This window comes from Streptomyces sp. NPDC037100, assembly GCF_055606225.1.
In genome coordinates this window covers 114,200-140,826 of record NZ_JBVJSX010000002.1, presented here as the reverse complement: position 1 = coordinate 140,826, position 26,627 = coordinate 114,200, and the positions used below count along the sequence as shown (strand labels likewise).

24 protein-coding genes and 1 pseudogene are annotated in these 26,627 nt (G+C 72.3%); 9 read left to right on the top strand and 16 right to left on the bottom strand.

Annotation, left to right across the window (positions count from 1 at the left end):
* Positions 1-191 precede the first annotated feature (191 nt).
* The 3 genes from ACZ7EG_RS05750 to ACZ7EG_RS05740 form a co-directional block, all read right to left on the bottom strand.
* Complete coding sequence (locus tag ACZ7EG_RS05750; RefSeq protein WP_471072832.1) at positions 192-1,301, bottom strand: sensor histidine kinase; 1,110 nt, start codon at positions 1,299-1,301, stop codon at positions 192-194.
* A complete protein-coding gene (locus tag ACZ7EG_RS05745; RefSeq protein WP_030851757.1) occupies positions 1,298-2,038 on the bottom strand; it encodes a response regulator transcription factor in 741 nt (246 codons plus the stop codon). The genes ACZ7EG_RS05750 and ACZ7EG_RS05745 overlap by 4 nt, the downstream gene beginning before the upstream one ends.
* Before the next feature lie 135 nt (positions 2,039-2,173).
* Positions 2,174-2,851 (bottom strand): spermine/spermidine synthase domain-containing protein, encoded by a 678-nt coding sequence (locus ACZ7EG_RS05740; RefSeq protein WP_471072829.1) that lies wholly within the window; start codon positions 2,849-2,851, stop codon positions 2,174-2,176.
* Between the two features lie 172 nt (positions 2,852-3,023).
* On the opposite strand from ACZ7EG_RS05740, the gene ACZ7EG_RS05735 reads away from it, so the two are divergent.
* Positions 3,024-3,821: a rhomboid-like protein gene (locus ACZ7EG_RS05735; protein ID WP_471072826.1), complete on the top strand. Its 798-nt coding sequence runs from the start codon at positions 3,024-3,026 to the stop codon at positions 3,819-3,821.
* A 12-nt stretch (positions 3,822-3,833) separates the two neighbouring features.
* Here ACZ7EG_RS05735 and ACZ7EG_RS05730 read toward each other — a convergent pair whose 3' ends face one another.
* Positions 3,834-4,493 (bottom strand): GNAT family N-acetyltransferase, encoded by a 660-nt coding sequence (locus ACZ7EG_RS05730; RefSeq protein WP_471072823.1) that lies wholly within the window; start codon positions 4,491-4,493, stop codon positions 3,834-3,836.
* A 174-nt stretch (positions 4,494-4,667) separates the two neighbouring features.
* On the opposite strand from ACZ7EG_RS05730, the gene lon reads away from it, so the two are divergent.
* Positions 4,668-7,091: an endopeptidase La gene (lon, locus tag ACZ7EG_RS05725; protein WP_471072820.1), complete on the top strand. Its 2,424-nt coding sequence runs from the start codon at positions 4,668-4,670 to the stop codon at positions 7,089-7,091.
* 190 nt (positions 7,092-7,281) lie between these two features.
* Positions 7,282-7,773, top strand: coding sequence for a MarR family winged helix-turn-helix transcriptional regulator (locus tag ACZ7EG_RS05720; RefSeq protein ID WP_471072817.1), 492 nt, complete (start codon positions 7,282-7,284; stop codon positions 7,771-7,773).
* Between the two features lie 38 nt (positions 7,774-7,811).
* Here ACZ7EG_RS05720 and ACZ7EG_RS05715 read toward each other — a convergent pair whose 3' ends face one another.
* The gene (locus ACZ7EG_RS05715) at positions 7,812-8,597 is read right to left on the bottom strand and encodes a protein phosphatase 2C domain-containing protein (RefSeq protein WP_471072814.1); all 786 of its coding nucleotides are present in this window, start codon (positions 8,595-8,597) and stop codon (positions 7,812-7,814) included.
* 368 nt (positions 8,598-8,965) lie between these two features.
* Between ACZ7EG_RS05715 and ACZ7EG_RS05710 the strand changes: the two genes are divergently transcribed.
* From ACZ7EG_RS05710 to ACZ7EG_RS05690, 5 genes are read left to right on the top strand one after another with little or no spacing between them, the layout of a single operon-like run.
* Positions 8,966-12,247, top strand: coding sequence for a sensor histidine kinase (locus tag ACZ7EG_RS05710; protein ID WP_471072811.1), 3,282 nt, complete (start codon positions 8,966-8,968; stop codon positions 12,245-12,247).
* Positions 12,244-12,768, top strand: coding sequence for a roadblock/LC7 domain-containing protein (locus ACZ7EG_RS05705; RefSeq protein WP_053670640.1), 525 nt, complete (start codon positions 12,244-12,246; stop codon positions 12,766-12,768). Before ACZ7EG_RS05710 ends, ACZ7EG_RS05705 begins: the two co-directional genes overlap by 4 nt.
* Entirely contained in the window at positions 12,765-13,187 is a 423-nt protein-coding gene (locus tag ACZ7EG_RS05700) for a DUF742 domain-containing protein (protein ID WP_104784842.1), read from the top strand. Before ACZ7EG_RS05705 ends, ACZ7EG_RS05700 begins: the two co-directional genes overlap by 4 nt.
* The gene (locus tag ACZ7EG_RS05695; RefSeq protein WP_471072807.1) at positions 13,168-13,815 is read left to right on the top strand and encodes a GTP-binding protein; all 648 of its coding nucleotides are present in this window, start codon (positions 13,168-13,170) and stop codon (positions 13,813-13,815) included. The genes ACZ7EG_RS05700 and ACZ7EG_RS05695 overlap by 20 nt, the downstream gene beginning before the upstream one ends.
* Positions 13,816-13,827: 12 nt before the next feature.
* Positions 13,828-15,090 (top strand): styrene monooxygenase/indole monooxygenase family protein, encoded by a 1,263-nt coding sequence (locus ACZ7EG_RS05690; protein WP_471072804.1) that lies wholly within the window; start codon positions 13,828-13,830, stop codon positions 15,088-15,090.
* On the opposite strand, the gene ACZ7EG_RS05685 is transcribed toward ACZ7EG_RS05690, so the two are convergent.
* From ACZ7EG_RS05685 to ACZ7EG_RS05635, 11 genes and pseudogenes are all read right to left on the bottom strand, one after another.
* A complete protein-coding gene (locus tag ACZ7EG_RS05685) occupies positions 15,054-16,337 on the bottom strand; it encodes a C40 family peptidase (protein ID WP_471072802.1) in 1,284 nt (427 codons plus the stop codon). The two genes, ACZ7EG_RS05690 and ACZ7EG_RS05685, sit on opposite strands and share 37 nt — an antisense overlap.
* A gap of 106 nt (positions 16,338-16,443) precedes the next feature.
* Positions 16,444-16,743 (bottom strand): hypothetical protein, encoded by a 300-nt coding sequence (locus tag ACZ7EG_RS05680; RefSeq protein WP_471072799.1) that lies wholly within the window; start codon positions 16,741-16,743, stop codon positions 16,444-16,446.
* A gap of 4 nt (positions 16,744-16,747) precedes the next feature.
* Complete coding sequence (locus ACZ7EG_RS05675; protein WP_471072796.1) at positions 16,748-17,407, bottom strand: TetR/AcrR family transcriptional regulator; 660 nt, start codon at positions 17,405-17,407, stop codon at positions 16,748-16,750.
* A gap of 147 nt (positions 17,408-17,554) precedes the next feature.
* Entirely contained in the window at positions 17,555-18,493 is a 939-nt protein-coding gene (locus ACZ7EG_RS05670) for an AurF N-oxygenase family protein (protein WP_184560133.1), read from the bottom strand.
* 183 nt (positions 18,494-18,676) lie between these two features.
* Positions 18,677-19,186 (bottom strand): DUF3291 domain-containing protein, encoded by a 510-nt coding sequence (locus ACZ7EG_RS05665; RefSeq protein WP_471072792.1) that lies wholly within the window; start codon positions 19,184-19,186, stop codon positions 18,677-18,679.
* Positions 19,187-19,249: 63 nt separating this feature from the next.
* Positions 19,250-20,710 carry a penicillin-binding transpeptidase domain-containing protein gene (locus ACZ7EG_RS05660; protein ID WP_471072789.1) on the bottom strand — a complete coding sequence of 487 codons (1,461 nt, stop codon included), beginning with the start codon at positions 20,708-20,710 and terminating at the stop codon, positions 19,250-19,252.
* Positions 20,707-22,071 (bottom strand): FtsW/RodA/SpoVE family cell cycle protein, encoded by a 1,365-nt coding sequence (locus ACZ7EG_RS05655; RefSeq protein WP_471072786.1) that lies wholly within the window; start codon positions 22,069-22,071, stop codon positions 20,707-20,709. Before ACZ7EG_RS05655 ends, ACZ7EG_RS05660 begins: the two co-directional genes overlap by 4 nt.
* Before the next feature lie 52 nt (positions 22,072-22,123).
* The gene (locus ACZ7EG_RS05650) at positions 22,124-22,621 is read right to left on the bottom strand and encodes an SH3 domain-containing protein (protein WP_471072783.1); all 498 of its coding nucleotides are present in this window, start codon (positions 22,619-22,621) and stop codon (positions 22,124-22,126) included.
* 114 nt (positions 22,622-22,735) lie between these two features.
* The gene (locus tag ACZ7EG_RS05645) at positions 22,736-23,983 is read right to left on the bottom strand and encodes an ATP-binding protein (protein WP_471072780.1); all 1,248 of its coding nucleotides are present in this window, start codon (positions 23,981-23,983) and stop codon (positions 22,736-22,738) included.
* 212 nt (positions 23,984-24,195) lie between these two features.
* A pseudogene (locus ACZ7EG_RS05640) lies at positions 24,196-24,987 on the bottom strand (hypothetical protein); the annotation flags it as partial.
* A 141-nt stretch (positions 24,988-25,128) separates the two neighbouring features.
* Positions 25,129-25,632 carry a protein-tyrosine phosphatase family protein gene (locus tag ACZ7EG_RS05635; protein WP_471072777.1) on the bottom strand — a complete coding sequence of 168 codons (504 nt, stop codon included), beginning with the start codon at positions 25,630-25,632 and terminating at the stop codon, positions 25,129-25,131.
* A gap of 119 nt (positions 25,633-25,751) precedes the next feature.
* Between ACZ7EG_RS05635 and ACZ7EG_RS05630 the strand changes: the two genes are divergently transcribed.
* Positions 25,752-26,555 carry a nuclease-related domain-containing protein gene (locus tag ACZ7EG_RS05630; RefSeq protein ID WP_471072774.1) on the top strand — a complete coding sequence of 268 codons (804 nt, stop codon included), beginning with the start codon at positions 25,752-25,754 and terminating at the stop codon, positions 26,553-26,555.
* The last annotated feature ends 72 nt before the right edge of the window (positions 26,556-26,627 follow it).

Genomic DNA, 26,627 nt, shown 5'->3' with positions numbered 1-26,627 from the left:
TTCAACGTCGTGCACATCACATCTGGAACCGTGTTTCGGGGCTTGAAATGGCGGGAAACAAGCGTGGTTCCGCTTTATGAGACAAGAGCGAGGCAGGGCCCAGGGCGCCGATGGCGCGGGCCCGTGCCTGATCACACGTGTCCGTCAGCGCGGACGCCCGTGGATCTTGTGGCTCCGCTTCGAACTTTACGTCAACTTGGCACGGATGACAGTCCCGGAAGAGTGACAAGAATCCGGCAACCCCGCTCGGATTCGGCCACTCCGATCCGGCCCCCGTGCAGGTCCACGGCCCAGCGGGCGATGGCCAGGCCGAGGCCCGTGCCGCCGTCGCTGCCCGGCCCCTGCGGCCGCTTGGCGCTGCCGCGGTTGAACCGCTCGAAGACACGGTGCCACTCGGACTTCGGAATGCCGGGGCCCTCGTCCAGCACCTCCAGCTCCAGCGACTCCGGCAGGGCACCGCGCCGCGCCTTGACCGTCACCCGGCCGTGCGGCGGGCTGTGCTTGACCGCGTTGTCGATGAGATTGGCGACGACCTGGTGGATGCGCTCCGGGTCGGCGTGCGCGGTCAACTCCGGTGGATGGACGTCGAGGTGCAGATGGACGTCCGTACGGGTGTGACTGCCCGAGCCGGTGGCGATGCCCGCGCGTACGGAGGCGACCATGTTGGCCTCCTTCAGCACGCCGGACAGGTACGGCCACACCTCGAAGCGCCGCTGTTTCAGCGGTACGACGCCGTTGTCCAGGCGGGAGAGATCCAGCAGGGTCTCCACCAGCCGGCCGAGGCGCTCGGTCTGCTTCAGGGCCGTGCGCATGGTCTCCGGGTCGGCCTGCGTGACGCCGTCGACGATGTTCTCCAGCACCGCGCGCAGACCGGCGATGGGCGTGCGCAGCTCGTGCGAGACATTCGCCACGAGTTCCTTGCGCTGGCTGTCCTGTGCTTCCAGCTCGTCGGCCATGGCGTTGATCGTCACGGCCAGGTCGCCGAGCTCGTCACGGCGGTTCTCCCGCGTGCGGCGGGTGTAGTCGCCCTGCGAGATGGAGCGGGCCACCGCGGTCATCTCGTCCAGCGGTGCGGTGAGCGAATGGGCCACGAACTGCGTAATGAGGAGCGTGGCGATCATCGAGAAGACCGTGATGAAGCGCAGCTCCGTCTTGGTGTGCACCGCGATCACCGACAGGCCCGTGGTGATCAGCACCGAGATGACGACCAGCGCGCCCAGCTTGGTCTTGATCGAGAACGGGCTCACCCCGCCCCAGGGGTTCTCCCCGGGGTTTTTCCGTGCGGCCGGCCCGCCGCTCATGGCGTCGGGGTCTCCAGGGCGTAACCCACGCCGTGCACCGTGCGGATCCGCTCGGCGCCGATCTTCCGGCGCAGGGCCTTGATGTGGCTGTCGACCGTGCGGGTGCCGGAGGCGTCCGCCCAGTCCCAGACCTCGGCCAGCAGCTGCTCACGGGAGAGCACCGCGCGCGGGGTGTTGGCCAGGCACACCAGCAGATCGAACTCGGTGGGCGTGAGGTGGACGTCCTCGCTGCGCACCCGGACCCGGCGCTGTGCGTGGTCGATCTCCAGTTCGCCGAGGCGCAGGATGCCGGAGCGGGGGGTGGCCGCCGCGATGGCGGCCCGCTCCACCCGGCGCAGCAGGACATGCACGCGCGCCGCCAGCTCCCGCATCGAGAAGGGCTTGGTCATGTAGTCGTCGGCGCCGACACCGAGGCCGACCAGCATGTCGGTCTCGTCGTCGCGCGCGGTGAGCATCATCACCGGCACCGGGCGGGCGGCCTGCACGCGTCGGCAGACCTCCAGACCGTCGAAGCCGGGCAGCATGATGTCGAGGATCAGCAGGTCGGGCTGCCACGCCTCGGCCGTGTCGACCGCGGCCGGGCCGTCGCCCGCTGTTTGCACGAGGAATCCCTCGGCCCGCAGGCGGGTCGCGATGGCGTCCACGATCGTCGCGTCGTCCTCGACCACCAGGACCCGGCGCTGCGCGCCCGGAGTAGCCGTCGCCGAACCGTTGTGGGAGGTCTGTGTCTGCTCCATCGCCCGCCCCTGGGGTGTGCTTTCCGGAATCAGTGGGGTGATTCCTTCTGACTGGCTATGCCTGCGCATGGTTGCGATTGACGCTTGAATGATCGGCGTCAGGGGAGCAGCGTACGGGGAGTCAGTACGCCTTTGCTATCCAGGGCTGATGGCGAGGTGCACCACGTCCGGAACGCCCCGGGCAACCGGGATCTCTTCGGTACGCACCTGCTGGAACCCGGCATTCCGCAAGGTTTCTTCGAATTCCGGAGACGGCTGGGCGGACCAGACGGCCAGAACCCCGCCGGGTCTCAACACCCTTGCACAGCTTGCCAGTCCGGCCGCCCGGTACAGATTTCCGTTGCCTTCGGTGACGGTCCAGCCGGGTCCGTTGTCGATGTCGAGACACAGGGCGTCATATGTGTCGGATGTCTCATTGACGTGTGCGACGAGATCGGCCTCGACGATATGCGTGCGGGGGTCGGCCAAAGCCTGGGCGGAGAGCGCGGAGAGCGGGCCGTCGCGGTGCCACTCGACGATCGCGTGCTCGCGTTCCACCACTGTGATCCGTCCCCAGCGCGGGTCCGCGGCGGCGTGCGCGAGGGAGAAGCCGACGCCGAGCCCGCCGATCAGGACCTCGGGGCGGTCCCGGCCGGCCAGGGCGTCCAGTGCCGCGTCGACCAGCCGCCGCTCCGAGCGGCCGTCGGAGGTGTCCATCAGGAAACAGCCGTTGGCGATGATCTCCAGCCGGTCACCGTGCCGTCGCAGCACCACCTCACCGTGGGGGCCCTCGCGACGGTCCAGGACGTCGGGAATGTCGTAAGGGGTAGGCATGGGGGCATCCTGGCAGGGCAGAGGGGTGTGGTGCCTCGTATTTCCCCGGGCCCCCTGGGGGACTCGGGGCGATGCTTGCGGGTTGCTGTGCATCGGCTCCAGCGTGGCGCGGGTCACAGACAGCGCGGGGTCCGCCGCGAAGGCTGGGACCTGAGGGAAAGGAGCGCCTTTCGTGGAACGCCCCGCGCCGCCCCCCGAGACGGCCACACCGAAGCCGACGGGCGCGCCCGTCCAGGACGTGCCGGGGCTGCTGGACGGGGTGCCGCGGCAGCGGATCCCGCGCGAGACGGCAGGCGCGGCGCTGCGGGAACCCACTCCGGCGGCAGGGCCCCGGCGATCGCCGCGGCCCTGGCGGTTGCTGCCGACCCCCACCGGGACGCCGTTCACCTTCGGATACGCGGTCGTCCTCTGCCTCACCTCGCTGATCGCCGCCTACGCGGACCCGGCCCTGGTGCACGCCCTGCTCCAGGGCTCCAGCACGGATGTGACGCACCTTCTGCGGACGCCGGGGCTGGTGCTGATCGGCAGCGCGCTGTGGGTCGCGGGCGGGGTGACCTCGCCGTTCGCCATCGCCTTCGTACTGGCGCTGACGGCACTGGAGCGGCGGATCGGGGCCCTGCGCACGGCCGCTGTCTTCCTCCTCGGCCATGTACTGGCCACCCTCGCCACCGAGGTCCCCGTGGGCCTCGCGGTCCTGGCCGGTCACCTTCCGGACAGCTCCCTGCACCGCCTCGACTACGGCGTCAGCTTCGGCGTCGCCGCCGGTATCGGCGCCCTGGCCGGTCTGCTGCCGCGGTGGCAGCGTCTGCCGCTGCTGGCCGCGTTCGGCTGGATGCTGCTCCAGGACCTGCTCGCCTACGCCGACCCGATGACGAACTGGGGTCACCTCATCGCCTTGGGCATCGGAATCGTGGCCTGGCCGGCGGTCCGGCGGTGGTGCGCGACGCGCCTCGGCCCGGCCGGGGGCTGACCACGAGGGCCTTCAGGCCCCGGCGGAGGCCGGCGGGTCGTGCCTGGCGCTGGTCAGCGGGGCCACCATCTCCCAGCCCAACGCCTCGTAGAGCCCTCGGCCCGCGGGGGTGCCTGCCAGGACTCCGGTCCGCGCCCCCTGCCGGACGGCGGCGTTCTGCAAGGTCCGTACGACGAGGCTGCCCAGACCCTTGCGGCGGTGCTCGGGGGCCGTCTCGATCTGGTCGACGACAGCGGTCTCGCCCGTCGGTGTGACCTGTCCGCGGGCCGCCAGGGACCCGTCCGGCGCGGCCACCATCAGACGGGTCACTCCACCGCGCGACCACTCGCGCAGCCGGAAACCCTCGGGGACGGCCGGAGCGCCGTCCGCCTTCAGGGGGACCGTCATCAGGCAGCCGGGCTCGGGGTCGATCCACCAGGTGTCGTCCAGCCAGCCGGAGACCACCGACGGATCCCGGAAGGCCTTCAGCCATACACCCCGGCCGGTCACCCCGTCGGCCACCTTGCGGACGGTCGTCTCGTCGAGGCTCTCGCCCGTCGCGCCGAACACGTGCCGCGTGACGTGGCCGTACATCCCCATGTCGATGGTCCAGCCCCACGGCTCGGCCAGGGGTGGAGCGGCCCCGCGCGACACGACCCATCCGTTCACCCAGGCCTGCACGGTTCCGTCCATGTCGTCCCCCTGTAATGAGCGCGAATCCTGATCATCCCTTACCTGGGGACCTTACGCGCCCTCCGGCTCCCGGCGTCATGGGTGATCGCTGACAGCGAACAGTGGCTGGGGAACATCCGGCGCCGCTCAAGCATTGAGTCGGCATAGCTCAACTTGACTGCCGAAGGGGAGATCATGGCTGCTGAGTCCACGGCGTTCACACCGCTCACCCTGCCCGTGCTGCCGCTCGACGGCGAGGTCGTGCTGCCAGGGATGGTGGTCCCGCTGGACCTGAGCGATTCCGAGGTCCGTGCCGCGGTGGAGGCCGCTCAGGCCGCTGCCCGGTCAACGCCCGGAAAGCCCCGGGTACTCCTGGTGCCACGCATCGACGGGACCTACGCGAACACCGGTGTCCTCGGCACCGTCGAGCAGGTCGGCCGGCTCGCCGACGGCGACCCGGGCGCCCTGATCCGCGGCCGGGGCCGGGTGCGCATCGGCGCGGGGACCACGGGTCCCGGTGCCGCCCTCTGGGTGGAAGGCACCCAGGTCGACGAGACCGTGCCGGAGCCCCTGCCCGGGCATCTCGCCGAACTGATGAAGGAGTACAAGGCCCTCGCCACCGCCTGGCTGCGCAAGCGCGGCGCCTGGCAGGTCGTCGACCGGGTCCAGGCCATCGACGACGTCTCGGCGCTCGCCGACAACTCCGGCTACTCGCCGTTCCTCACCACCGACCAGAAGGTCGAACTGCTGGAGACCGCCGACCCGGTGGCCCGGCTGAAGCTCGCCACCCAGCAGTTGCGCGACCACCTCGCCGAGCAGGACGTGGCCGAGTCGATCGCCAAGGACGTCCAGGAGGGCGTCGACAAGCAGCAGCGCGAATTCCTGTTGCGGCGTCAGCTGGAAGCCGTCCGCAAGGAGTTGCGCGAGCTCAACGGTGAGCAGGGGGGCGAGGAGTCAGACGACTACCGCACCCGCGTGGAGGCCGCCGACCTGCCCGAGAAGGTCCGTGAGGCCGCGCTCAAGGAGGTCGACAAGCTGGAGCGGTCCTCCGACCAGTCGCCCGAGGGCTCCTGGATCCGCACCTGGCTCGACACGGTCCTGGAGATGCCGTGGAACGAGCGCACCGAGGACGCCTACGACATCCAGGGCGCCCAGGCCGTCCTCGACGCCGAGCACTCCGGCCTGGAGGACGTGAAGGAGCGGATCACCGAGTACCTGGCGGTGCGCAAGCGGCGCACCGAGCGAGGACTGGGCGTGGTCGGCGGGCGGCGCGGCGGTGCCGTGCTCGCGCTCGTCGGGCCGCCCGGCGTCGGCAAGACCAGCCTGGGCGAGTCCGTCGCCCACGCCATGGGCCGCAAGTTCGTCCGCGTCGCCCTCGGCGGCGTCCGCGACGAGGCCGAGATCCGCGGCCACCGGCGTACCTACGTCGGCGCGCTGCCGGGCCGGATCGTCCGGGCCGTCAAGGAGGCGGGCTCGATGAACCCGGTCGTGCTGCTCGACGAGATCGACAAGGTGGGCTCGGACTTCCGGGGCGACCCGGCCGCTGCCCTCCTCGAAGTGCTCGACCCGGCGCAGAACCACACCTTCCGGGACCACTACCTGGAGGTCGAGCTGGACCTGTCCGATGTCGTCTTCCTCGCGACCGCCAACGTCCTGGAGGCGATCCCGGAGGCACTGGCCGACCGGATGGAGATCGTCCGCCTGGACGGCTACACCGAGGACGAGAAGGTCGTCATCGCCCGTGACCACCTGCTCCCGCGCCAGCTGGAGCGGGCCGGACTCGGCGAGGACGAGGTGACCATCGACGAGGGCGCGCTGCGCAAGCTCGCCGGTGAGTACACCCGCGAGGCGGGTGTGCGCACCCTGGAGCGGTCCGTCGCACGGCTGCTGCGCAAGGTCGCCGCCCAGCACGAACTGGGCGAGCGGAAGCTGCCCTTCACCGTTCGGGACGAGGACCTGCGTGACCTGATCGGCCGGCCGCACCACGTGCCCGAGTCCGCTCAGGACCCGGCCGAGCGGCGCACGTCCGTCCCCGGCGTGGCGACCGGCCTCGCGGTGACCGGAGCGGGCGGTGACGTCCTGTACGTCGAGGCGTCCCTGGCCGACCCGGAGACGGGCGCGGCCGGGCTGACCCTGACCGGCCAGCTGGGCGACGTGATGAAGGAGTCCGCGCAGATCGCGCTGAGCTTCCTGCGCTCCCACGGCGCCGAGCTGGAACTGCCGGTGGGCGATCTGAAGGACCGGGGCGTGCACATCCACTTCCCGGCGGGCGCGGTCCCCAAGGACGGCCCGAGCGCGGGCATCACGATGACCACGGCCCTCGCGTCCCTGCTGTCCGGCCGGCTGGTCCGCACGGACGTGGCGATGACCGGCGAGGTCTCGCTGACCGGGCGGGTCCTGCCGATCGGCGGTGTGAAGCAGAAGCTGCTCGCCGCGCACCGGGCGGGGGTCACCACGGTGGTCATCCCCAAGCGCAACGAACCCGACCTGGACGACGTCCCGGCGGAGGTGCTGGACAAGCTCGACGTCCACGCCGTCACCGACGTCCGCCAGGTCCTGGAACTGGCGCTCGCGCCCGCGACGAACAGCGCGGCGCCGGAGGTTCCGGTCGCGGCGTGACGGGCGTGACCGGATAGGGAAGGCCCGGGTTCCTCGTGAGGGAGGCCCGGGCCTTCACCGTGTGGTGGCCCTGTGGACACGGACGCCCTGACCTGCGGAATACTTGCCGAACTGCGGTGATGGCGGCAGGTGGCGGAAAATTCAGGTACCGGCGTTCCACGACCGGGCGACGACCGAGGCAGGGGCTGACGTGCACGAGGGCGGCAACGACGACGGACACCGCGACGCCGGTGTGGCCGGAACCGGTGTGGATCAGCCCGCCTTCCTGGCGCTGGAGCGCGAGCTGACCGTGCTGCTGCGGCGCGCCCGGGCCAGCCAGGGTGAGATGGCCCGCGAGGTCCACCCCGACCTGGAGTCGTCCGCGTACGGCCTGCTCGTGCGGCTGGACGAGCACGGCAAGCAGCGGGCGACCGAGCTGGCCGCCTACATCGGGGTCGGCAAGGCGACGATGTCCCGCCAGCTGCGCGCCCTGGAGGAGCTCGGGCTGGTCGCGCGCGAGCCCGATCCCGCCGACGGACGCGCCTGGCTCGTCGCCCTCACCCAGGAGGGCCACGACCGCGTCCGCCGGGTCCGGGAGGCCCGCCGCGCACGTTACGCCGGCCGCCTGGCCGACTGGGACTCCCGCGAGGTCACGGAACTGGCCCGGCTGCTGAACCAGCTCAACCGCGGCATGGAGAAGTAGGCCACGCGCCGGCCGGCCGGCGTCCGCTGAGTGGTGCGCTAGAACTCGACGAACACCACCGTCGCGTCGTCGTGCCGCTTGCTCCTGCCCAGGGACGTCGTGGCGGCGTCCGACCGCTCCAGCGTCCGGACGCGGTCCACCAGTGCCTGGGGCCCCTCCTTGCGGATCAGGTGGAAGCAGTCCGTCCAGTCGCCCTCCTCGAACCGCTCGACCCAGCGCGTCGCGCCGTCCGTCAGCGCGGCCAGGGCACGGACCTCGCGACGGGGCACGGTTCCGGTCACCGCCCGGGCCGCCACCGAGGGGTCGGCGGCCGCCGTGAAGAAGCCGCCCTCCATGTTGCGGAACGTGGAGTCCACCAGCGCGTCCGTGGCGAGCGCCGAGCGGGGGAGCAGGGCCAGTCGGTCGTCGAGGAGGGGTGTGACCACGCCGTCCGGCGACTCCAGGAGCAGAGCCGAGTCGGACAGGACCAGATACTCGACCGTCTCCGGATTCCATCGGGCCGCGACCACTGTGGCCTGAGGGGTTCGAGGGTGAGAAAGGTCACAGGTTGTGGCGTGCGCCTCGGAGGTACGCGCGATGGCGCGGGACAAGGCGTCGACCAGGGGGGCATCCGGGAGTGAAACGGTCAGTTCGGTCAGTGCTCCACCGAGGCGTGCGGTGAACCAGGGAACGGAATGCAGACAGCCCGTCCCGGTCCTCGGCGGCGTGACCCCGTCCAGGACGACGACCGAACCGCCCTGTCCCGAGGCCGGTAGCCCGACACCGGCGAAGTCCTCGTTGGGGCGGTCGGCGTCTCCCGGCTCCGAGGCGAGTTCAGTGCGCATCCGGCCAGTCTGCACGAGCCCTTCACAACGTCCGCAAGGGACCGGCAACGGTTGCCGGATCGGCGCAGCCGCGCAGGTCAGACGCCGGGTTTGGGATGGAATGATTTGTTCCGGGAAGGCGTGGTGGCGAATACTGCCACCGGCCTCCGCCGTCGTCCAACCGGCATGCCACGCAAGGTCGCTGCAAGGGCCTGCGGAACTTGCCCCTCAACTCCCGTCCGGGGTTCACTCCTTCGGGTGGCGGGTCAGGTGATGCGCGTGCGCTGCCCACCGGCGCTGGGAGGGTCGGGAAGTGTACCGGGAGTACGCACCAGTTGACGGAGCGTCATCCGGGCCCAAGGGTTCACGAGTCAGGAATGCGAGCACCGGTGCAGAAGACGCGGCCTCGTCGCACAGGCAAGCAGAAGGCCCCCGTTCAGGGCGCTGAGCCGACGCCCCCCACCGGCACGGGCCGTCCCACGCATGTACGCAACCGGCTGATCGTGGCCGTGGCCGTGGTCGCCGCGGCCATCGCCGGGGCCGGCACCCCGTCCGTCCTGGCCGCCTCCGGGCAGCTCCACGACTCCCAGGAACTGGTGACGCTCGCGGAGCAGACGCAGGACGCGCTCGCGCTCGCGCACTCCCTCGCCGACGAGCGGGACGACGTCACCTCCTACATCGCCGCCGGGCGCCCCAAGTCCAAGGCGCCCTCCGAGCAGCGCAGCGCCCGGGTGGACCGGCAGGTCGAGGAGCTGCGCTCCGACACCGACACGCCCGCCTCCCTCCGCTCGGACCTCGACGGCATAGCGGCCGTGCGCAGGGCTGCGCTCACCGGCAAGAGCAGCGCCCTCGAAGCGCACCAGGCGTACTCCCGCGCCATCACCGAACTCCACGACCTCGCCGAGCAGCTGGCGCAGCGGACCCCGCCGCGCGCGGGTGCCGGCGGTTACGCGCTGGCCGAGCTGGACTCCGCCGTCCAGCAGGCCGCCGCGGCCCGCGGGCTGCTGCTCGCCGCGCTGAGCGTGCCGCGCAGCACCGAGACGGTCATCGACCCCGTCACCGGCCTGCCGAGCGAGAGCTCCACCTCCTCGGACGCCGACGCCCGGCAGCGCGACGCCCTCAGCGCCGCCGCCCAGCAGGCCCGGCTGCGCTCCGACGCGGCCCTGGCCGACTTCCGCGGCACCGCGCCCAAGCCGGCCCGCGCCTCCTTCGACTCCACGGTCACCGGCACCGAGGTCAACTCCGCCGACAAGTACCTCGCCACCCTGACCGACCAGCCGACGCTCTCCCGCACCGACCTCGCCACCAGCACCAAGAGGCTGGACGCGGCCCTGTCCGCCCGCGTCGACCTGATGCGCGGCGTGGAGTCGGCCCTCTACGACCGCCGCACCAAGGACCTCGAGGCGCTGCGCGACGACGACGTCACCGCGCTGGAGATCCGCATCGCGATCCTCGGCGCCCTCATGCTGCTCGCGGTCGGTGTCGCCACGGGCATGGCCCGCAGCCTCACCCGACCGCTCGCCGTCCTGCGCCTGGGGTCCAAGCGCCTCGCCGAGGCCGAGGACCCGGCGGCAGAGGAGCCGGTGAAGTTCACCGGCCGCAACGACGAGTTCGCCCAGGCCGTCCGCTCCGTCAACGCCCTGCACGCGCACGCGGCCGCCCTCACCGAGCGGATCACCACGCTGGAGTCCGACCGCAAGCACCTCGTCGGGCAGCGCCAGAAGATGGCCGACGCCCGCGAGGAACTGCGCGGCGAACTCGCCGAGTCCGCCGCCCAGCTGGAGCGGCTGCGCACGGCCATCGGCGGGACGTTCGTCAACCTCGCCCTGCGCACCCTCGGCCTGGTCGAGCGGCAACTGGCCGTCATCGAGAACCTGGAGGAGCGCGAGCAGGACCCGGACCGCCTCGCCACGCTGTTCAAGCTCGACCACTTCGCGACGGTCATGCGCCGGCACAGCGAGAACCTCCTGGTGCTCGCCGGCACCGAGCACGTCCAGCACGCCGCCGGACCGGTACCGCTGGTGGACGTCGTCCGGGCCGCGGTGAGCGAGATCGAGCGGTACGAGCGGGTCAGGATCGCCGCGCTGCCGCCGCACGCGCACATCGCCGGGTTCGCCGCGGACGACCTCTCCCACCTGCTGGCCGAACTCATGGAGAACGCCACCTCGTTCTCCCCGCCCGACCTGCCCGTCGAGATCTCCGGCTGGCTGCTGGAGAACGGCGAGGTCATGCTGTCCGTCCAGGACGAGGGCATCGGCATGACCGAGGACCGGCTGGAGCGCCTCAACTCCCGCCTCGCCGACTTCGACCCCGAGGCGCCCTACGACCAGGAGGGCGAGGACGGTCTCGGCCTCGGCCTGTACGTCGTGGCCCGGCTCGCCCACCGCCACGGCGTGCGCGTCCAGTTGCGCGAGCAGAAGCAGGGCGGTGTCGCGGCGGTCGTCGTCCTGCCGCGCACGCTCCTCGCCGCCGCCCCGCCCGTGGCCGTACCGGCCTCCGGCCCCCTCACCGGCACGACCCACTCCTACTCCTTCCCGGGCGCCGACGCCGAGGCCAACTCCAACGTCCTGCACGGCCGCGCATCCGGTGACGACCCGTTGGTGGCCCTGGCGGAGAAGGCGGTACGCCAGGACGAAGCCGTGGAGACCACGACGCCCACCCCCCACCCGGAACCGGCCGGGGAGCCGGAACCGGCGGAGGCGTCCGAGGCGCCCGAGGTGCTGGAGGCGCCGGAGTCGCCCGAAACGGCGATCCCGGCGACATCGGCCGAGCCGGCAGCGCCCGGTGAGCCGACGGCGCACACCGAGCCGGGGGCACACGCCGCCGGCCCGGTGACGCGGGACGCCCGGGTGGCGCCCGCCGATCAGGCCGCCCACGCCTCCCCGGTGGCGCCCGCCGATCAGGCCGCCCACGCCTCCCCGGCCGAGCGCGATCCGGCCGCCCCTGTCGACCCGGCGGCGTCCAGCGACCCGACGCCCGGCGAACTCGCGGCAGACCCCGAGCCGAGGCCGCACGCCGGCCCGGACGAGACCGCCGCACCCGTGGAATCCCCCGCGGAGACCACGATGGAGCTGCTGATCCCGGCGCAGGCGGGGGAGCCGGACCCGGTGGGGCACGGACCCGCGGTCGACGGCGCCGAGACCGGCCCGCACGAGCGGCACCCGGCGGGGCACGGACCCGCGGTCGACGGCGCCGAGACCGGCCCGTACGGGCAGCCCGCGTCCGACGTCGCTTCCCGCACGGGTGAGACCGGCCCGCACGAGCGGCACGCGTCCGACGTCGCTTCCCGCACGGGCGGGACCGGCCCGTACGGGCAGCCCGCGTCCGAAGGCGGGGCCCATACGGGCGGCGCGGAGCGGGACGAGAGCCCGGAGCACGAGCGCGCGCCCGACGAGGAGGAGGACCGCGTCACCGACAAGGGCCTCCCCAAGCGCACCCCGAAGATCACCGCACAGACCACCGCCCCGCGCCAGCGCAGCGGCTCCGTCGACGCCGAAGCCCTGCGCCGCCGCCTGGGCGGCTTCCGCCAGGGCGCGCAGGCGGGCTACCGCGACGTGGAGGCGGAGATCGCCGAGAGGACGGCCTCGCACCAGCGGCCGGCCACCGGCGCTGCAGGACCAGCTGGATCCGAAGAATCCACGGGGGGCACAGTCGAGGAGGCAAGCAGTTGACCGCGCCCAGTACCTTCGGACTGATCGGACTGAGCAGTGAGGCACGCAACCTGCACTGGCTGCTCACCAACCTCGTCGAGGAGGTACCCGGCATCCTCTCGGTAGCGGTCGTCTCCTCCGACGGACTGCTCCTGCTCTCCTCCGACGACCACCGCAACAAGGAGGCGAGGGAGGCACTGCAGGCCCGCGGCACCCGCCGCACCGGCCCGCGCGGCTCCGCCGCCGACCTGGCCACCATCGTCTCCGGCATCGGCAGCCTCACCATCGGCGCCGCCCGGCTGATGGACTTCGGCGGCGTCCGGCACACGATGATCGCGATGGACGAGGGCAGCCTGTTCGTGATGTCGATCAGCGACGGCTCGCTGCTCGGCGTCCACGGCTCCGCGGACTGCGACATGAGCGTGGTGGCGTACCACATGGCCCTGTTCGTCGGCCGCGCCGGTCACGTCCTGACTCCGGAACTCCGCAGCGAGCTCCGGAAGTCCCTGGAGGATTCCCAGACGACGGGGAGTGCCCGATGAGCAGTACGCCGAAGCAGCACCTCCCGGTCCGCGGCGGTGACCGCAAACCCGCCCGGGTCCGCCCCTACTCGCTCACCGGCGGCCGTACCCGGTTCGGCCACGTCCTCCTCGTGGAGACGTTCGTGGCGAGCACAGCCGCGCTGGACGCCCCCGAGGAGCGCAGGGAACTGACGAACGGCCACCTCTCCACCCGCGTCATGCCGGAGCTGAGGGCCATCGTCGAACTGTGCCGCCGGATGCGAACGGTGGCCGAGATCGCCGCGCTGCTGAAGATGCCGCTCGGCGTGGTCCGCGTGCTCCTGAGCGACCTGGCGGACCAGGGAAAGATCCGTGTGTACGGAACGGGCACCGGCCATGGCACGGGCCGCCCGGACCGGGCTCTGCTGGAAAGGGTGCTGAGTGGACTCCGTCGTCTCTGACGCCGCTCACGGCGTTGCTGGTTCCTCCCCGTTCGTCCAACCGGACGACAGCATGCACGCCTGGGAGACGGACCGCACCCGTGCCCCCATCGCCACGAAGATCGTGGTGGCGGGCGGCTTCGGCGTGGGCAAGACCACGCTGGTCACCGCCGTCTCGGAGATCACGCCCCTGCAGACCGAGGCGCTGATGACCGAGGCGAGCGAGGCGACCGACGACCTCACCGCCACGCCGGGCAAGTCCACCACCACCGTGGCCATGGACTTCGGGCGCATCACGCTCGACGACGACCTGGTGCTCTACCTGTTCGGCACGCCGGGCCAGCAGCGATTCTGGTTCATGTGGGACGACATCGTGCGCGGTGCGATCGGCGCGGTCGTCCTGGCCGACACCCGCCGCCTGAAGGACTGCTTCCCGGTCCTGGACTACTTCGAGAGCTCCGGGCTGCCGTACGTCGTCGCGGTCAACCACTTCGACGGCAGTGAGCTGTTCGAGCCGGAGGACGTGCGGGAGGCCCTGACCATCCCGCGGCACATACCTGTCATGATCATGGACGCGCGTCGCCGGATCTCCGTGATCGAGACCCTCCTGGCCCTCGTGGGCCACGCGCTCGACGAAACCCCCGAGTAGAGGACAGCCCGCATGCGGAAGATACTCGTCGTCGGAGCCGGTCAGTCCGGGCTCCAGATCGCTCTCGGCCTCCAGGCACAGGGGTACGAGGTCACCCTGATGTCCAACCGGACGGCGGACGAGATCCGCACCGGCCGGGTCATGTCCACGCAGTGCATGTTCCACACGGCCCTGCAGCACGAGCGCGATCTCCAGCTGAACTTCTGGGAGTCCCAGGCCCCGAAGATCGAAGGACTCGGCGTCTCGGTCGCCGCCCCCGGCTCCTGGGCCGAGGGCCCCGCCGCCCGCGCCATCGACTGGCTGGGCCGGCTCGACGGATACGCGCAGTCCGTCGACCAGCGCGTGAAGATGGCCGGCTGGATGGAGACGTTCGCCCAGCGCGGCGGACAGCTCGTCATCCACGGCGCGGCCGTCGGCGACCTCGACTACTTCTCCCGCACCTACGACCTGGTGCTCGTCGCCGCCGGCAAGGGCGAGCTGGTCCAGATGTTCGGCCGCGACGCCGAGCGCTCCCCCTACACCGAGCCGCAGCGCGCGCTGGCCGTGTCGTACGTCCACGGCCTCGGCCCGCGCCCCGAGCATCCGGGCACCGAAGCGGTCCGCTGCAACCTCGTGCCGGGCGTCGGCGAGCTGTTCGTCATGCCGACCCTGACCACCTCCGGTCGCGCCGACATCCTGTTCTGGGAGGGCATACCCGGCGGCCCGCTCGACGCCTTCAACGGCGTGAAGGACCCCGCGGAGCACCTCTCCCTGACCCTGGAACTCATGGAGCGGTACGTCCCCTGGGAGTACGCGCGGGCCACCAAGGTCGAACTGACCGACGCCGGCGGCACGCTGGCCGGCCGCTACGCCCCCACCGTCCGCAACCCGATCGGCCGCCTCCCCGGCGGCGGACTCGTGCTCGGCGTGGCGGACGTCGTCGTGGCCAACGACCCCATCACCGGGCAGGGCTCCAACTCGGCGTCCAAGTGCGCCGCCGCCTACCTCTCCTCGATCGTCGAGCACGGCGACAAGCCGTTCGACGAGGAGTGGATGCGCGCCACCTTCGACCGCTACTGGAACACCGCCCAGCACGTCACCAAGTGGACCAACGCGATGCTCGCGCCGCCGCCGGAGCACATCCTGAACCTCATCGGTGCCGCCGGTGAGCTCCAGCCGGTCGCCGACCGCTTCGCCAACGGCTTCAACGACCCGGCCGACTTCGAGAACTTCTTCTACGACCCGGACAAGACACAGGCCTACCTGGCCGAGGTGTCCGGCGCGGGCGCCGCGTAACCGTCGTAGCCCTCGTCGGACCCGTCCGTGGCGCCCTCGGGGAGCACCGGCGGCTCGTAACGCCGCAGGGGCTCCCCGCCCGGGTCCGGCCGTACGGCACCCAGGACCGGGTTGGCCGCGACCGGTGACACCTTCACCTTCGCGCCCGGACGGGGTGCATGGACGACCATGCCGTCGCCGAGGTACAGCGCCACGTGCGTGGCCTCAGGGAAGTACACGACCAGGTCGCCGGGGCGCAGTTCGTCCAGCGGGATCCGCTCCAGCTGCTTCCACTGCTCCTGGCTGGTCCGGGGGACGGGCGTCCCGGCCTCGGCCCACGCCTGCGAGGTCAGCCCCGAGCAGTCGTACGTCCGCGGGCCCTCCGCGCCCCACTCGTACGGCTTGCCGATCTGCCGCACGGCGTGGTCCACGGCGCGGCCGCCCTCGGCCGACGGGGTACGGACACTGCCGCCGGTGCCGTCGCTGTCGTTGTTCTTGCCGCTCCCGCCGCCGTCGTCGACGTCTGCTTCGCTGCCGAGCGCGCCGGACGCCATGAACTTCTCCTGTGCCTTCGCGATGCCCTTCCGCTCGAACTCGGCAAGCTCGGTGAGCTGTTCGCGGCTGAGGGAGGCGAGCAGTTCCTCGACGTCGTGGAGGCGGGTGCGGACCTCGTCCCGTTCCTTCTTGCGCCGCTCGGTGAGGGCGAGCTGCCGGTCGAGTGCGGTGCGGGCCTTGCGGGCCAGTTCGTCGGCCTTGCGCTCGTCGCCGGTCAGCCGGGTGATGCTGCCGGCCCGCTCCTGCGCGAGCCGGCCGATCACATGGCCCTGCTCGATCGCGTGCTGCGGATCGCGGGCCAGGAGCAGGCGGACGTACGGGGAGAGGTCGGTGCTGCTCTGGTACTGCTGCCGGGCCAGCCGGCCGGCCGCGCCCCGGCTGTCGTGCAGGGAGAGCCGGGCGCGAGCGAGGGCGCGGTCCAGACGGTCGGTCTCGGCGCGCTGCCTCTTCAGCTTCTCCTCGGTGGCGTTGTAGGCCTCGGTGGCCTCCTCGGCCTTGCGGTACAGCCTCTGAAGATCCGTCAGAAGGACCGCGACCGTGGACTGTTCCGCGCCCGGCTCGGGGACGGCCGTGGACTGTTCCGCGTCCGGCTCGGGGACGGCCGTGGACTGTCCCGCGTCCGGCTCGGGGACGGCCGTGGCCGGGACGGGTGCCAGGGCGGTTCCGGCCGCCGTCGCCGCGATGCAGACCAGACGCAGCAGCTTTCCTGACATGCCATCACCTCCGTTGCGTGGGCGGCGTGGTGCCGCCGGACACCGTGAGGATCAGGCGGGTGCGTGCGCTGCGCGCGGTGGGTGTGCGCGGTTCGGCGCAACGGGGTCACCCGTCGGCGTCGTCCGGCTTGCCGGGCGGCGTGGCGGCTGGCTTCGACCAGGGCCAGTTCAGACGGCGGGGCGGGATCCCCTCCGGGGCGTAGGCGTACTTCCAGCGGTTGGACAGGCCGACCTTGCCCGGTCCCCGGGGCACGCGGCGGTAGACGAGCACGGTGTCCGGCCCGCCGTCGGGGTCCGGGACGGGGATGCGGTACGTCTTGGGCGGGTGGCCGGTGATGCCGAGGAGGACGGGCAGGACCCTGCCGTCCATGGGGCCGCCCTCGAAGGGGGTGTCTTCGCTTCTCACGGGATCAGTGTCGGGGATCCTCGGCGAGCGCCCGGACCAGGGCGTCGGTCTGCGGGTCACGGCGGGCGGTCACCGTCAGCATCGCCACGAACTGCTCGACGAGCCAGTCGCGGAGTTCCCCGGCGGTGGGCTGCTTGTCCTCGTCGAGCCAGATGAGCGACGACGCCTCCACCGCCGTGATCCACATGCGGATGGTCATGCGCAGGCCGGGACCGGGGCCGGTGACGCCCAGGTGGCTGACGATGTGCTCGGCGGCGACACGGCGCACGCCGTCCACGATGGCGGTGGTGCGGGACGTCTCCACGACGCTGCCGCCCTGGAGGAGGGCGCTGAAGCCGGTGTCGTGCTGGTCGACGAAGGCGAGGTACCGGTCGAGGGCGCGGGAGAGGCGGGGCAGGAGCGGGCCTTCGCGGGGTTCGTCGAAGCAGTGCTGGAGCTCGTCGGCGGCGGAGCGCAGGGCGGCCTCGTAGAGCTGCTGCTTGCCGCCCGGGAAGTACCGGTACACCAGCGGCCGCGAGACCCCGGCCGCCTCCGCCACGTCGTCGAGGGACACCTCCTCCGGGGCGCGGTGGGCGAAGAGTTTCAGCGCCGAGGTGAGGAGCTGACTACGGCGTTCCTCGACGCTGAGTCGCCGGTAGGCGGGGGTGGGGGCGGCTGGTGTCATGCCTCGCAGCGTAATCGGGGTGCCGGGGGCTGCGTAGCGGTGGTCGTGCGGGTGCGGGTCCTTCTCCTTGCGCCGGGTGGTGGGGCGGGGCCGCGCGGGGGGTGTCCCCTGCCGTTGTGGGCGGCCGACGGCCTTGGTGCCTGTCTCCTACGCCAGCAGTCCTGACGACTTCCACAGGCGTCGGCCGACGCCGCGCAGTACGCCGATGTCGTCGAGGAAGTCGGTCAGGCGCCTGGAGCCGTTCTGCATGACCTCCCGGCGGTGGCCGCTCGCGCGGACCTGGGCGAGGGCCTCCCGCTTGTCGAGGCCCACGTTCGTGTAGACGTCGGGGTTCACGAAGGCCACCGAGAAGACCCGGGCGAACTCGCCGGAGGTGATGCGGGTGAACTCCTGGGACCACTTGGGGGCGGTCACCATCTGGCGGCGGAGTTCCTCGCGGGCGTAGCGGACGTGCCGGGCCTCCTCCACGACGTGGATGCGGGTGACGCCGCGGACCAGGGTCTGCACCCGCTCGTCGGGGAACGTCAGGCGCTGCATCCAGTCCAGGACCTCCTCGCCCAGCAGGGTCGCCGTGAAGGAGCCCGGCGTGGTCGAGATGGTCTTGAACAGCCGGCCCAGCTGCTGGTGGGCGCGGCTGACCGGGTACCAGGGCGTGTCGCCCTGGGCTATCAGCCGGGCGAACATCTTGGAGTGCCGGCATTCGTCCTCGATCTCGGTGAGGGCGTAGCGGACGTGTGCGCTCGTCGCCGCCTTGTCGTAGATGTGCCGGACCAGCAGCTGCATCAGGATGATCTCGAACCAGATGCCCAGGGAGGCCAGGGCCGCCGCCTCGTGCTGGGAGAGCAGGATCCGCTGCTCCTCGCCCATCCGCTTCCACAGCGGGGTGTCGTAGAGCGAGACCAGCTCCGGCGGCCAGAACCACTTGCCCTCCTCGAAGGGCGCGTCCCAGTCCAGTTCCTTGTCCGGGTCGAAGGAGTGCTTGGCGGAGGAGTCGAGCAGCCGCTGGGCCACCTGCTCCCGGTCCTTCAGCAGGCCGAGGGCATCGCGCAGGCCGTCGAGCGCGTCGGCTTCCGTCAGGGTCGTCATGGCTGCCACCTCGTTGTGCACACGTCACTGATGCACTTATGAGACTGCTTGTCAGCAAGCTCGTCAATCCCCTGCGCGTCACTTGTTGACCCGGTGTCTACCTCACGTGGGTGCGCGGGTGTGAACGTCGGGCCGCCGTCCCCGCCCGGATGCAGGCGGGGACGGCGGACGGCTGTGTGCTCGTCAGAGCGCGCAGCCCAGCCCCTCCGGCACCTCGCCGATCAGCGGCTCGGCGCCCTGGGGCGGGAACGGCATCCGCAGCGTGAAGGCGTACGGCGTCGGGCCGTGGGTGCGGATGTGCAGGAGGCGGGATTCCGCCTCGGCCACGGTCGGGCGGTGACCGGCCGGCACCCACCACATCGTGACCATGGCCTCCTCGACCCGCTCGAACCACTCGCGCCGCCGGGCGAGCATCTCCCGGTGCCTGCCCTGGTACATGTACGCCGTCAGCGCGTTGGTGTCGCGCCATACCGACATGTTGAGGATCAGCCAGGAGTCGCCGAAGACGGACACGTCCGTGGCGTTGCCGGTGTCGCCCTGCAGGCGCCACACGAAGCCGTCGGCCGCGTCGGCGTCGGCGTTCACCGGATCCAGGGCGTCGACGAAGCCCTTCAACTGCGGTGAGTCCAGCGGAGCCTTCAGGCGGGCGATGTTGACCTGGGCGAGTTCGTACGTGGCTGTGGTCTCGGTCATGGACCGAACGTTAGGTCGGGCGACTTCGCGGCCGCCAGCCCTGTCTCAGCAACCGGGCACCGCTCAGGGCGACTTGAGCACCGCCTCCATCACCGCCCGCGCGATCGGCGCCGCGTCGCCGCCCCCGGTGATCTCCCCGCGGTCGGCCTCCGCGTCCTCCACGACGACCGCGACCGCCACCCGCGGCACCAGGTCCCGGTCGCCCTGTGCCCAGGAGACGAACCAGGCGTACGGGATGCCGGAGTTGCCGAGGCCGTGCTGGGCGGTGCCGGTCTTGCCGCCGACCTTGGCACCGCGGATCGCGGCGCCGCGGCCGGTGCCGTTCTCGACCACGTCCCGCATCATCGCACGCAGCCGGCCGGCGGTGGACGGGTACATCGCCTGGCGGATCGCCCGTGAACCGGCCGCCGCGAGGGTGCTGCCGCCCGGCCGGGTCGTGCGCTCCACCAGGTAGGGGTCCCGTACCTGGCCGCCGTTCGCCACGGCCGCCGCGACCATCGCCATCTGCAGCGGTGTGGCGCGGGTGTTGTACTGGCCGATCGACGACAGGGCGAGCTGGGCCCCGTCGAGGGTGGTGTCGAACGTGGACCGGGCCACCGGGAAGGGGATCCTCAGCTCCCCGTTGTTGAAGCCCAAGGCACGCGCCGTGGCTGTCATGTCCGTCACGCCCACCTCCGCACCCAGCTTGGCGAACACGGTGTTGCAGGAGAAGGTGAAGGCCTCGCGCAGGGAGGCGTCCGCGCAGCCCTTCGACGCGTTCGTCAGGCGCGTGCGCGTTCCGGGCAGCCGGTAGGGGTCGGGGGAGTCGGTCGGCGCATCGAGGTCCGTGACCACGCCGGCGTCCAGCGCGGCGGCCGCGGTGACGACCTTGAACGTCGAGCCCGGCGGGTAGGTCTGCCGCACCGCCCGGTTGAGCATCGGCTTGTCCTTGTCCGCGGTGAGCCGCTGCCAGGCCCGGGCCGCCGCCGAGCCGTTGCCGGAGAGCGGCTGGGGATCGTAGGACGGGGCGGACACCAGGGCCAGGATCCGGCCGGTCGACGGCTCCAGCGCCGCCACCGCGCCCTTGCGGCCCGAGAGTCCCCGGTACGCGGCCTCCTGGGCGGCCGGGTGGAGCGTCGTGACGACGTCCCCACCCGCGTTGCGCGCACGCGTGAAGTCGTTCCACAGCGGGAACGGCGCGAGCATCGGATCCGCGCCGGACAGCACGCCGTCCTCCGTGCTCTCCAGCAGCGTCGTCCCGTACAGCTGGGAGGCGAAGCCCGTGACCGGGGCGTACATCGGGCCGTCCGTGTAGGTCCGTTCGTAGCGGAGGTGCTCGCGGGTGTCCCGGGAACCGGTGACCGGACGCCCACCGACCCAGATGTCCCCGCGTGGCTGCTCGTAGCGGGCGATGTCGGGGCGCCGGTTGGCCGGGTTGCGGTCGTACGACGGTGCCTGGACGACCTGGACGCGGGCGGCGTTCACCAGCAGGGCCACCAGCAGCAGCGCGCAGAAGTACCCGGCGTGCCGGATGTGCCGGGTCACCGGACGTCCTGCCCGTCGTAACTGCGCCGTGCCGAGTCGCTGACCCGGACCAGCAGCGCCACGATCGCCCAGTTGGTGACCACCGACGAGCCGCCCTGTGCCAGGAACGGCATCGCCATGCCGGTCAGCGGGATCAGCCCGGTCACCCCGCCCGCGATCACGAACACCTGGAGCGCCACCAGTGAGGCGAGGCCGACCGCGAGCAGCCGGCCGAAGGGCTCGCGCTGTGCGAGACCCGCACGAAAACCGCGCTCCACCAGCAGGCCGTAGAGGAGGAAAATGGCGCTGAGGCCGGCCAGGCCGAGTTCCTCGCCCGCGGTGGCCAGGATGAAGTCCGACTTCACGGCGAAGCCGATCAGGAAGGAGTGCCCGAGTCCGAGGCCCGTGCCGAGCATGCCGCCCTCCGCGAAGGCGAACAGCGACTGGGCGAGCTGGTTGGCGCCCTCGCCGGCCTCGATGGAGGCGAAGGGGTGCAGCCAGGTCTCGATCCTGCTGTGTACGTGCGGTTCCAGCCGGCCCACGGCGACCGCACCCAGCGCGGCCAGCAGCAGGCCGACCGCGATCCAGCCGGTGCGGCCGGTGGCCACGTAGAGGAGCACCACGAACAGGCCGAAGAACAGCAGCGAGGTGCCGAGGTCGCGTTCCAGGATCAGCACCCCGACGCTCACCAGCCAGACGGCGACGATCGGACCGAGCACGCGGCCGGTGGGGAGCTGGAGCTTCCAGATGCGGCGGCCGGTGTAGGCCAGCGCGTTGCGGTTCGCCGCCAGGTACGCGGCGAAGAACACCGCCAGCAGCACCTTCGCGAACTCGCCCGGCTGGATGGAGAACCCGGCGATCCGGATCCAGATGCGGGCCCCGTTCACCGCCGGGAACAGGATCGGCAGCGTGAGCAGGACCAGGGCCGCGACCACGCAGACGTACGTGTAGCGCTGGAGCACCCGGTGGTCGCGCAGCAGCAGGCCGACCAGGATGAACAGCGCCACGCCCAGCGTTGACCACACCAGCTGGGCCGGTGCCGCCCGGTCGCCCGGGGTCTCCAGGTCGAGCCGGTAGATCAGCACCAGGCCCAGCCCGTTCAGCAGCACCCCCAGCGGGAGGAGCAGGGGGTCGGCGTAGGGGGCCCGCAGACGCACCGTCAGATGGGCCAGCAGCGCCAGTACGCCGAGGCCGGAGCCGTAGCCGGCGGCACCGGGCGGCAGCGTTCCGTGCCGGGCGAGGCCCACGGCGCAGTAGCCGTACACCGACAGCAGGACGGCCAGCACGATGAGGGCGAGTTCGATGCCCCGGCGCCGGGGGAGGCGGCGGACGGCGGGCGGGGGCGGGTCCGCCGTCGCCACGGTGATTCCGGCCTTGCTCATGGCCGGAATCTACCCAAACAGTGCATCTTGTCTGCCTTTGGGTGACAGGGTGTCAGCACCAGCGTGGTGCGGGGCCGATGTTGTCGATGTACCGGGCCGCGCCCCAGGCCCAGGTGCCGTCCGTCAGCAGGTACCAGAGCGGGTTGCCCTGCACGGTCTCACCGCCCGTCTTGCAGAAGATCTTGACGACGTCGCCCCGATGGGCGAACCGGATGATCTGCGAACCGCGGTTCGGGGCGCTGCGCAGCGCCAGCGTGTTCGCCGTGACGACGCCCTCGTAGAGGCGCTGGTCGTGGCGGCCCTGGTGGTCACCGTTGCCGCCGCTCGGGTCGTGCCGGCCGTTCCCGCTCCAGCCGTTCGGGTCGTTGTCGCCGTTGCCGCCGCTCGGGTCGTGGTGGCCGTTGCCGTTGCCGCCGCTCGAGTGGTGCTGGCTGTTGCCGTTGCCGCCACCCGGATCCCGGTCGCCGTCCGCGGCGGCGGGCGTGACGGCGGCCGCTGCGGCGAGGAGCCCGGCGACGGTGGCTATGGCGAGGCGGGTGCGCAGGGGCATGGGGGATACCTCCATGTGGGGGCAAAGGTGCCGAAGCTGACTAATCGACACATTAGGAGCGCCCCCGGGGTGCCGCCCCTCACGCTGGGCCATAGGAGGACACGAACCGGGTGCTCACTCCGCCGCGAGTGTCAGGGTGGCCACCGCCCCGCCCTCCGGCGCGTTCGCGAACTCCAGCCGCGCCCCCAGCACCTCGGCCTGCCCGCGCGCGATGGTCAGCCCCAGACCGTGCCCCCGCGTACCGCCCTCCGTGCGGAACCGCTGCGGGCCGTGCGCGACCAGGTACTCCGGGAACCCGTCCCCGTGGTCACGAACGGTCACCACCGGCCCGTCGACGGTCAGCACCACCGGCCCCCGCCCGTGGTTGTGCGCGTTCGCCACGAGATTGCCCAGCACCCGCTCCAGCCGCCGCCGGTCCGTCTCCACGGACACGTCCCGTACGACCCTGACCTCCGTACCGTTCCCCGCCGCCCGCACCGCCCGCTCGGCCAGCGGCCCCAACTGCTCGGTGTCCAGCTCCACCCGCTCCCGGCCGGTGTCCAGCCGGGAGATCTCCAGCAGGTCCTCGGTGAGGGTGCGCAGCGCCGCCACCCGGTCGCGCACCAGCTCCGTCGGACGGCCCGGCGGCAGCAGCTCCGCCGCCGCGTGCAGCCCGGTCAGCGGCGTGCGCAGCTCATGCGCGACATCCGCCGTGAACCGCTGCTCGGCCAGCAGCTTCCCCTGCAGCGACGCGGCCATGGAGTCCAGCGCGGCGGCGACCGCGGCCACCTCGTCCTGCGGACCGGCCTGCGTGCGCGGGCCCGTGCGGGGGTCGTTCACGCGCGCGTCCAGGTCGCCCGCGCTGATCCGCCGGGCCACCAGAGCCGTGGTGTGCAGCCGCCTCGTCACCCGCGTCACCGCGAACGCCCCGACCAGCAGCGTCGCTCCGATGGCCAGGCCCGACGACCACACGATCGCCCGGTCCAGGCCCTCGATCGTGCGGGCCTGCTGCGAGTAGTCGACCGCCACGGCCAGCGCCCGCTCGCCGTCGACGGGACCCGCCGCCCACATCGTGGGGCGTCCCGCCCGGTCGGCGACCATCGTGCCGCGATCCCCGGCCACCGCCAGCTCCCGCAGCTCCCCGGGCAGCCCCGGCGGATCCACCCCGGCGCCCCGCCGCAGGGTGTCTCCGGCCTCGTACCGCTGCGTCGCCTGCGTCAGCCGCTGCAACGCCTGGTCACGGGCCTGACCGACGGTCTGGTTCGTCACCTGCACGTGCACCAGGACGCCGAGCAGGGCGGCGAGCGCGCAGCACATGACCGTGATGAAGGCGGCGGCCTTCGCGGCGAGCGTCCCCGACCACGGGGGGAGTACCGGCCTCATCCGCCGCTCACCGAGGGGGAGCCGGACGGCGAGGCGGACAGGGGAGCGGACGGCGAGGCGGAGAGGGGAGCGGACTGCGAGGCGGAGAGGGGAGCGGACTGCGAGGCGGAGAGGGGAGCGGACTGCGAGGCGGAGAGGGGAGCGGACTGCGAGGCGGACAGGGGAGCGGACTGCGAGGCGGACAGGGGAGCGGACTGCGAGGCGGAGAGGGGAGCGGACAGAGGAGCGGGCTGCGAGGCCGACGGGGGACCGGTGCGGGAGTCCGACGGGCGTCGGGAGCGCTGGTGCGGGCCGGTGCGCAGCATCTCGTCGTGGGTGAGCAGCATGGCCCGCTGGTCCCGGTCCCAGGTCCATTGCAGACGGTACTCGTAGCCCGCGACCTCCGACGGCGAGCGGATCACCAGGGAGCGCCCGGCCAGCTCGACACCGCTCAGCGCGTCCTCCCACGCCATCACCTGCACCAGCCGGTGCTTCTCGACGGTGTAGACGCGGACCGCCGTCGTCTTGCCGGGCAGCAGCGGGAACCCCAGCGTCAGGTCGTCGCGCCCGTCACCGGTCAGATCCCGGTAGTACGGCCGGAGCACCGGGCACTTTCCGCGCCCCGGACCCTTCGCGCAGTCGGCCATCGCCCGCCCGGTGTCGCGGTAGGGCGCCTTGGCGCCGGCGTAGTCGCCCGGGCTCCCGGCGATCTCGGCCCGGACGATCCGGACGGGATCGACCCGGCGGATGTCGTCGCCGGGCACCTTCACCCCCTTGACCACCTCGGTGTTCACCTCGCCGATCTCGAACGCCGGGCTGGACGCCGGGGTCAGCTCCGGCCACAGGCGGGCCGGCCCCTGTGCGGTGGGGGTCGACCCCGCTCCCTCGAGACCGCCGGCGTCCCCGCACCCCACGGCGGCGGCCAGCAGCAGGGCGACGACGGCGAGGCGGCGGGCGATCTGCCCGGGGCGGCGGAGGGGCACTGCACTCCTGGCGGTTCGTGGGTGAGCACACGGCGGACACATGGCGGACGACGCGGTGGACAGAGGGTCGACAGAGGGTGGGCGGACGGCAGGCGCGACCGTCGGCCGCGTACACCTTATTCGCGCGGAAGTCCCATTTGCGCGAGAGGGTGGCCGTGTGCGTGCGGCCGTACGGGCGTCGGGCTACTCGGTGAGCTCCTCCAGCAGCCGGGCCGTGGCGAGCCCGGCCCGCAGGTATTCGACGAACAGGTCGTTGTGCAGCGCCCAGGGCGAGCGGCGGGCCCGGATCAGCCGGATCGCCGCCTCGGCGGAGCTGCCCTGGCGCATCAGAGCGTGCGCGACGACGAGCCCGGAGCGGTTGTACCCGTGGTAGCAGCGGACCAGGACCCTGCGTCCCTCGTCCATCGCCTCGCACGCGGCCTCGGCCAGCCGGATCACCCCGGCGAGCTGCGTCCCGTCCAGTGGCCCGTCGGGGATGGGCCACACATGGTGCCGGACGCCCGGATCGGGCCCGTGCCCCGGCAGCCGCAGCAGCGTCTGCACGAGATCGAACTCGTCCCGTACGACGGCGAACTCCAGGTGTCCCAAGGTCCCCGTGTACTCGTGCCCGCCCATCCAGAGCCCGGGGACGACCTCGCTCCACGGACTCTCCGGAGCGGGCACGTCGGGTTTACTGCGGGTACGCAACGGCGCCTCCCCACCATGACCGCCCGAGGGTCCGCGGGCAGGCTCAACTCCTCTCCAAGGTAACCAGGTTCTTGCCGCCGCAGCACCCCGCCTGTTCCCATGGAATGGGGTGATGGTGCATGAACGGACTGCGCGTCATACCGATCTGGCGGCACGGCCGGGAGCGGCTCCACGTCTGCCTCCCGGACGGCAGGAACATCGCCTGGTACGACCGTGAGGCCGCCCGGGTGAACCTGCTCGGCGAGGACCGCGAGGACGACGTCCTGAGGGCCCTCCGGCCCTTCATCACCGGCCCCGTGACGGTGGGGCCGCCGCCGGTGCCGACCCCCGCCGAGCTGGCCCGCCTGACCCTCCACCCCGACGACGACCTGGCTCCCAACCGCCCCGGCGAAGCCCTCATCGTCGCCCTCGACCGCGACCCCGGCCCCACGCACCGGCTGCGCCCCGACCCGCGCCGCAGGGCCCTGGCGGCCGAGCAGACGGTCGGCGACGCCCTGGACCGTCTCGACGGCGCGGGCTGGCACACCCTGCACTCCGTGCCGCTCTCGGGCGGCGACCGCATCCACCACCTGCTGATCGGCCCCGGCGGCCTCTACGCCGTCCACACCCTCCACGCGCGCAAGCAGCGCGTCCGGATCGCCGACCCCATGATCACCCTGGGCCGCCGCGACCCCCACCCCCTCCTCCACCGCCTGCGCGCCGACGCCGACCGCGCCTCCCACGCCCTGACGGCGGAGGTCCACCCGGCACTCGTCCTGGTGGACCCGGCGGCGCTGTCGATCCCGGCCGCCCCCCGCGAGGTCCACGTCCTGACGTCGGCGGAGGTGGAAGGCCTGTCGCGACAGGGCGCCGTCCTGAAACCGGCGGACGTGGAGGCCCTGCACGCGATGGCCCGCGACCGGAACACGTGGGCGCGGGTGTGAGGGAGCGGGGGATCGGTGGCGGGGGTGTTCGCGGGGCGCCGCCGGACGGGCGAGAGCCGGGGGTGGCGGCGG

Excerpts from the sequence above, each read along its gene's own strand:
- ACZ7EG_RS05750 (WP_471072832.1), bottom strand. The coding sequence starts at position 1,301 with ATGAGCGGCGGGCCGGCCGCACGGAAAAACCCCGGGGAGAACCCCTGG.
- ACZ7EG_RS05745 (WP_030851757.1), bottom strand. The coding sequence starts at position 2,038 with ATGGAGCAGACACAGACCTCCCACAACGGTTCGGCGACGGCTACTCCG.
- ACZ7EG_RS05740 (WP_471072829.1), bottom strand. The coding sequence starts at position 2,851 with ATGCCTACCCCTTACGACATTCCCGACGTCCTGGACCGTCGCGAGGGC.
- ACZ7EG_RS05730 (WP_471072823.1), bottom strand. The coding sequence starts at position 4,493 with ATGGACGGAACCGTGCAGGCCTGGGTGAACGGATGGGTCGTGTCGCGC.
- lon (WP_471072820.1), top strand. The coding sequence starts at position 4,668 with ATGGCTGCTGAGTCCACGGCGTTCACACCGCTCACCCTGCCCGTGCTG.
- ACZ7EG_RS05715 (WP_471072814.1), bottom strand. The coding sequence starts at position 8,597 with ATGCGCACTGAACTCGCCTCGGAGCCGGGAGACGCCGACCGCCCCAAC.
- ACZ7EG_RS05700 (WP_104784842.1), top strand. The coding sequence starts at position 12,765 with ATGAGCAGTACGCCGAAGCAGCACCTCCCGGTCCGCGGCGGTGACCGC.
- ACZ7EG_RS05690 (WP_471072804.1), top strand. The coding sequence starts at position 13,828 with ATGCGGAAGATACTCGTCGTCGGAGCCGGTCAGTCCGGGCTCCAGATC.
- ACZ7EG_RS05685 (WP_471072802.1), bottom strand. The coding sequence starts at position 16,337 with ATGTCAGGAAAGCTGCTGCGTCTGGTCTGCATCGCGGCGACGGCGGCC.
- ACZ7EG_RS05675 (WP_471072796.1), bottom strand. The coding sequence starts at position 17,407 with ATGACACCAGCCGCCCCCACCCCCGCCTACCGGCGACTCAGCGTCGAG.
- ACZ7EG_RS05670 (WP_184560133.1), bottom strand. The coding sequence starts at position 18,493 with ATGACGACCCTGACGGAAGCCGACGCGCTCGACGGCCTGCGCGATGCC.
- ACZ7EG_RS05665 (WP_471072792.1), bottom strand. The coding sequence starts at position 19,186 with ATGACCGAGACCACAGCCACGTACGAACTCGCCCAGGTCAACATCGCC.
- ACZ7EG_RS05655 (WP_471072786.1), bottom strand. The coding sequence starts at position 22,071 with ATGAGCAAGGCCGGAATCACCGTGGCGACGGCGGACCCGCCCCCGCCC.
- ACZ7EG_RS05650 (WP_471072783.1), bottom strand. The coding sequence starts at position 22,621 with ATGCCCCTGCGCACCCGCCTCGCCATAGCCACCGTCGCCGGGCTCCTC.
- ACZ7EG_RS05645 (WP_471072780.1), bottom strand. The coding sequence starts at position 23,983 with ATGAGGCCGGTACTCCCCCCGTGGTCGGGGACGCTCGCCGCGAAGGCC.
- ACZ7EG_RS05630 (WP_471072774.1), top strand. The coding sequence starts at position 25,752 with ATGAACGGACTGCGCGTCATACCGATCTGGCGGCACGGCCGGGAGCGG.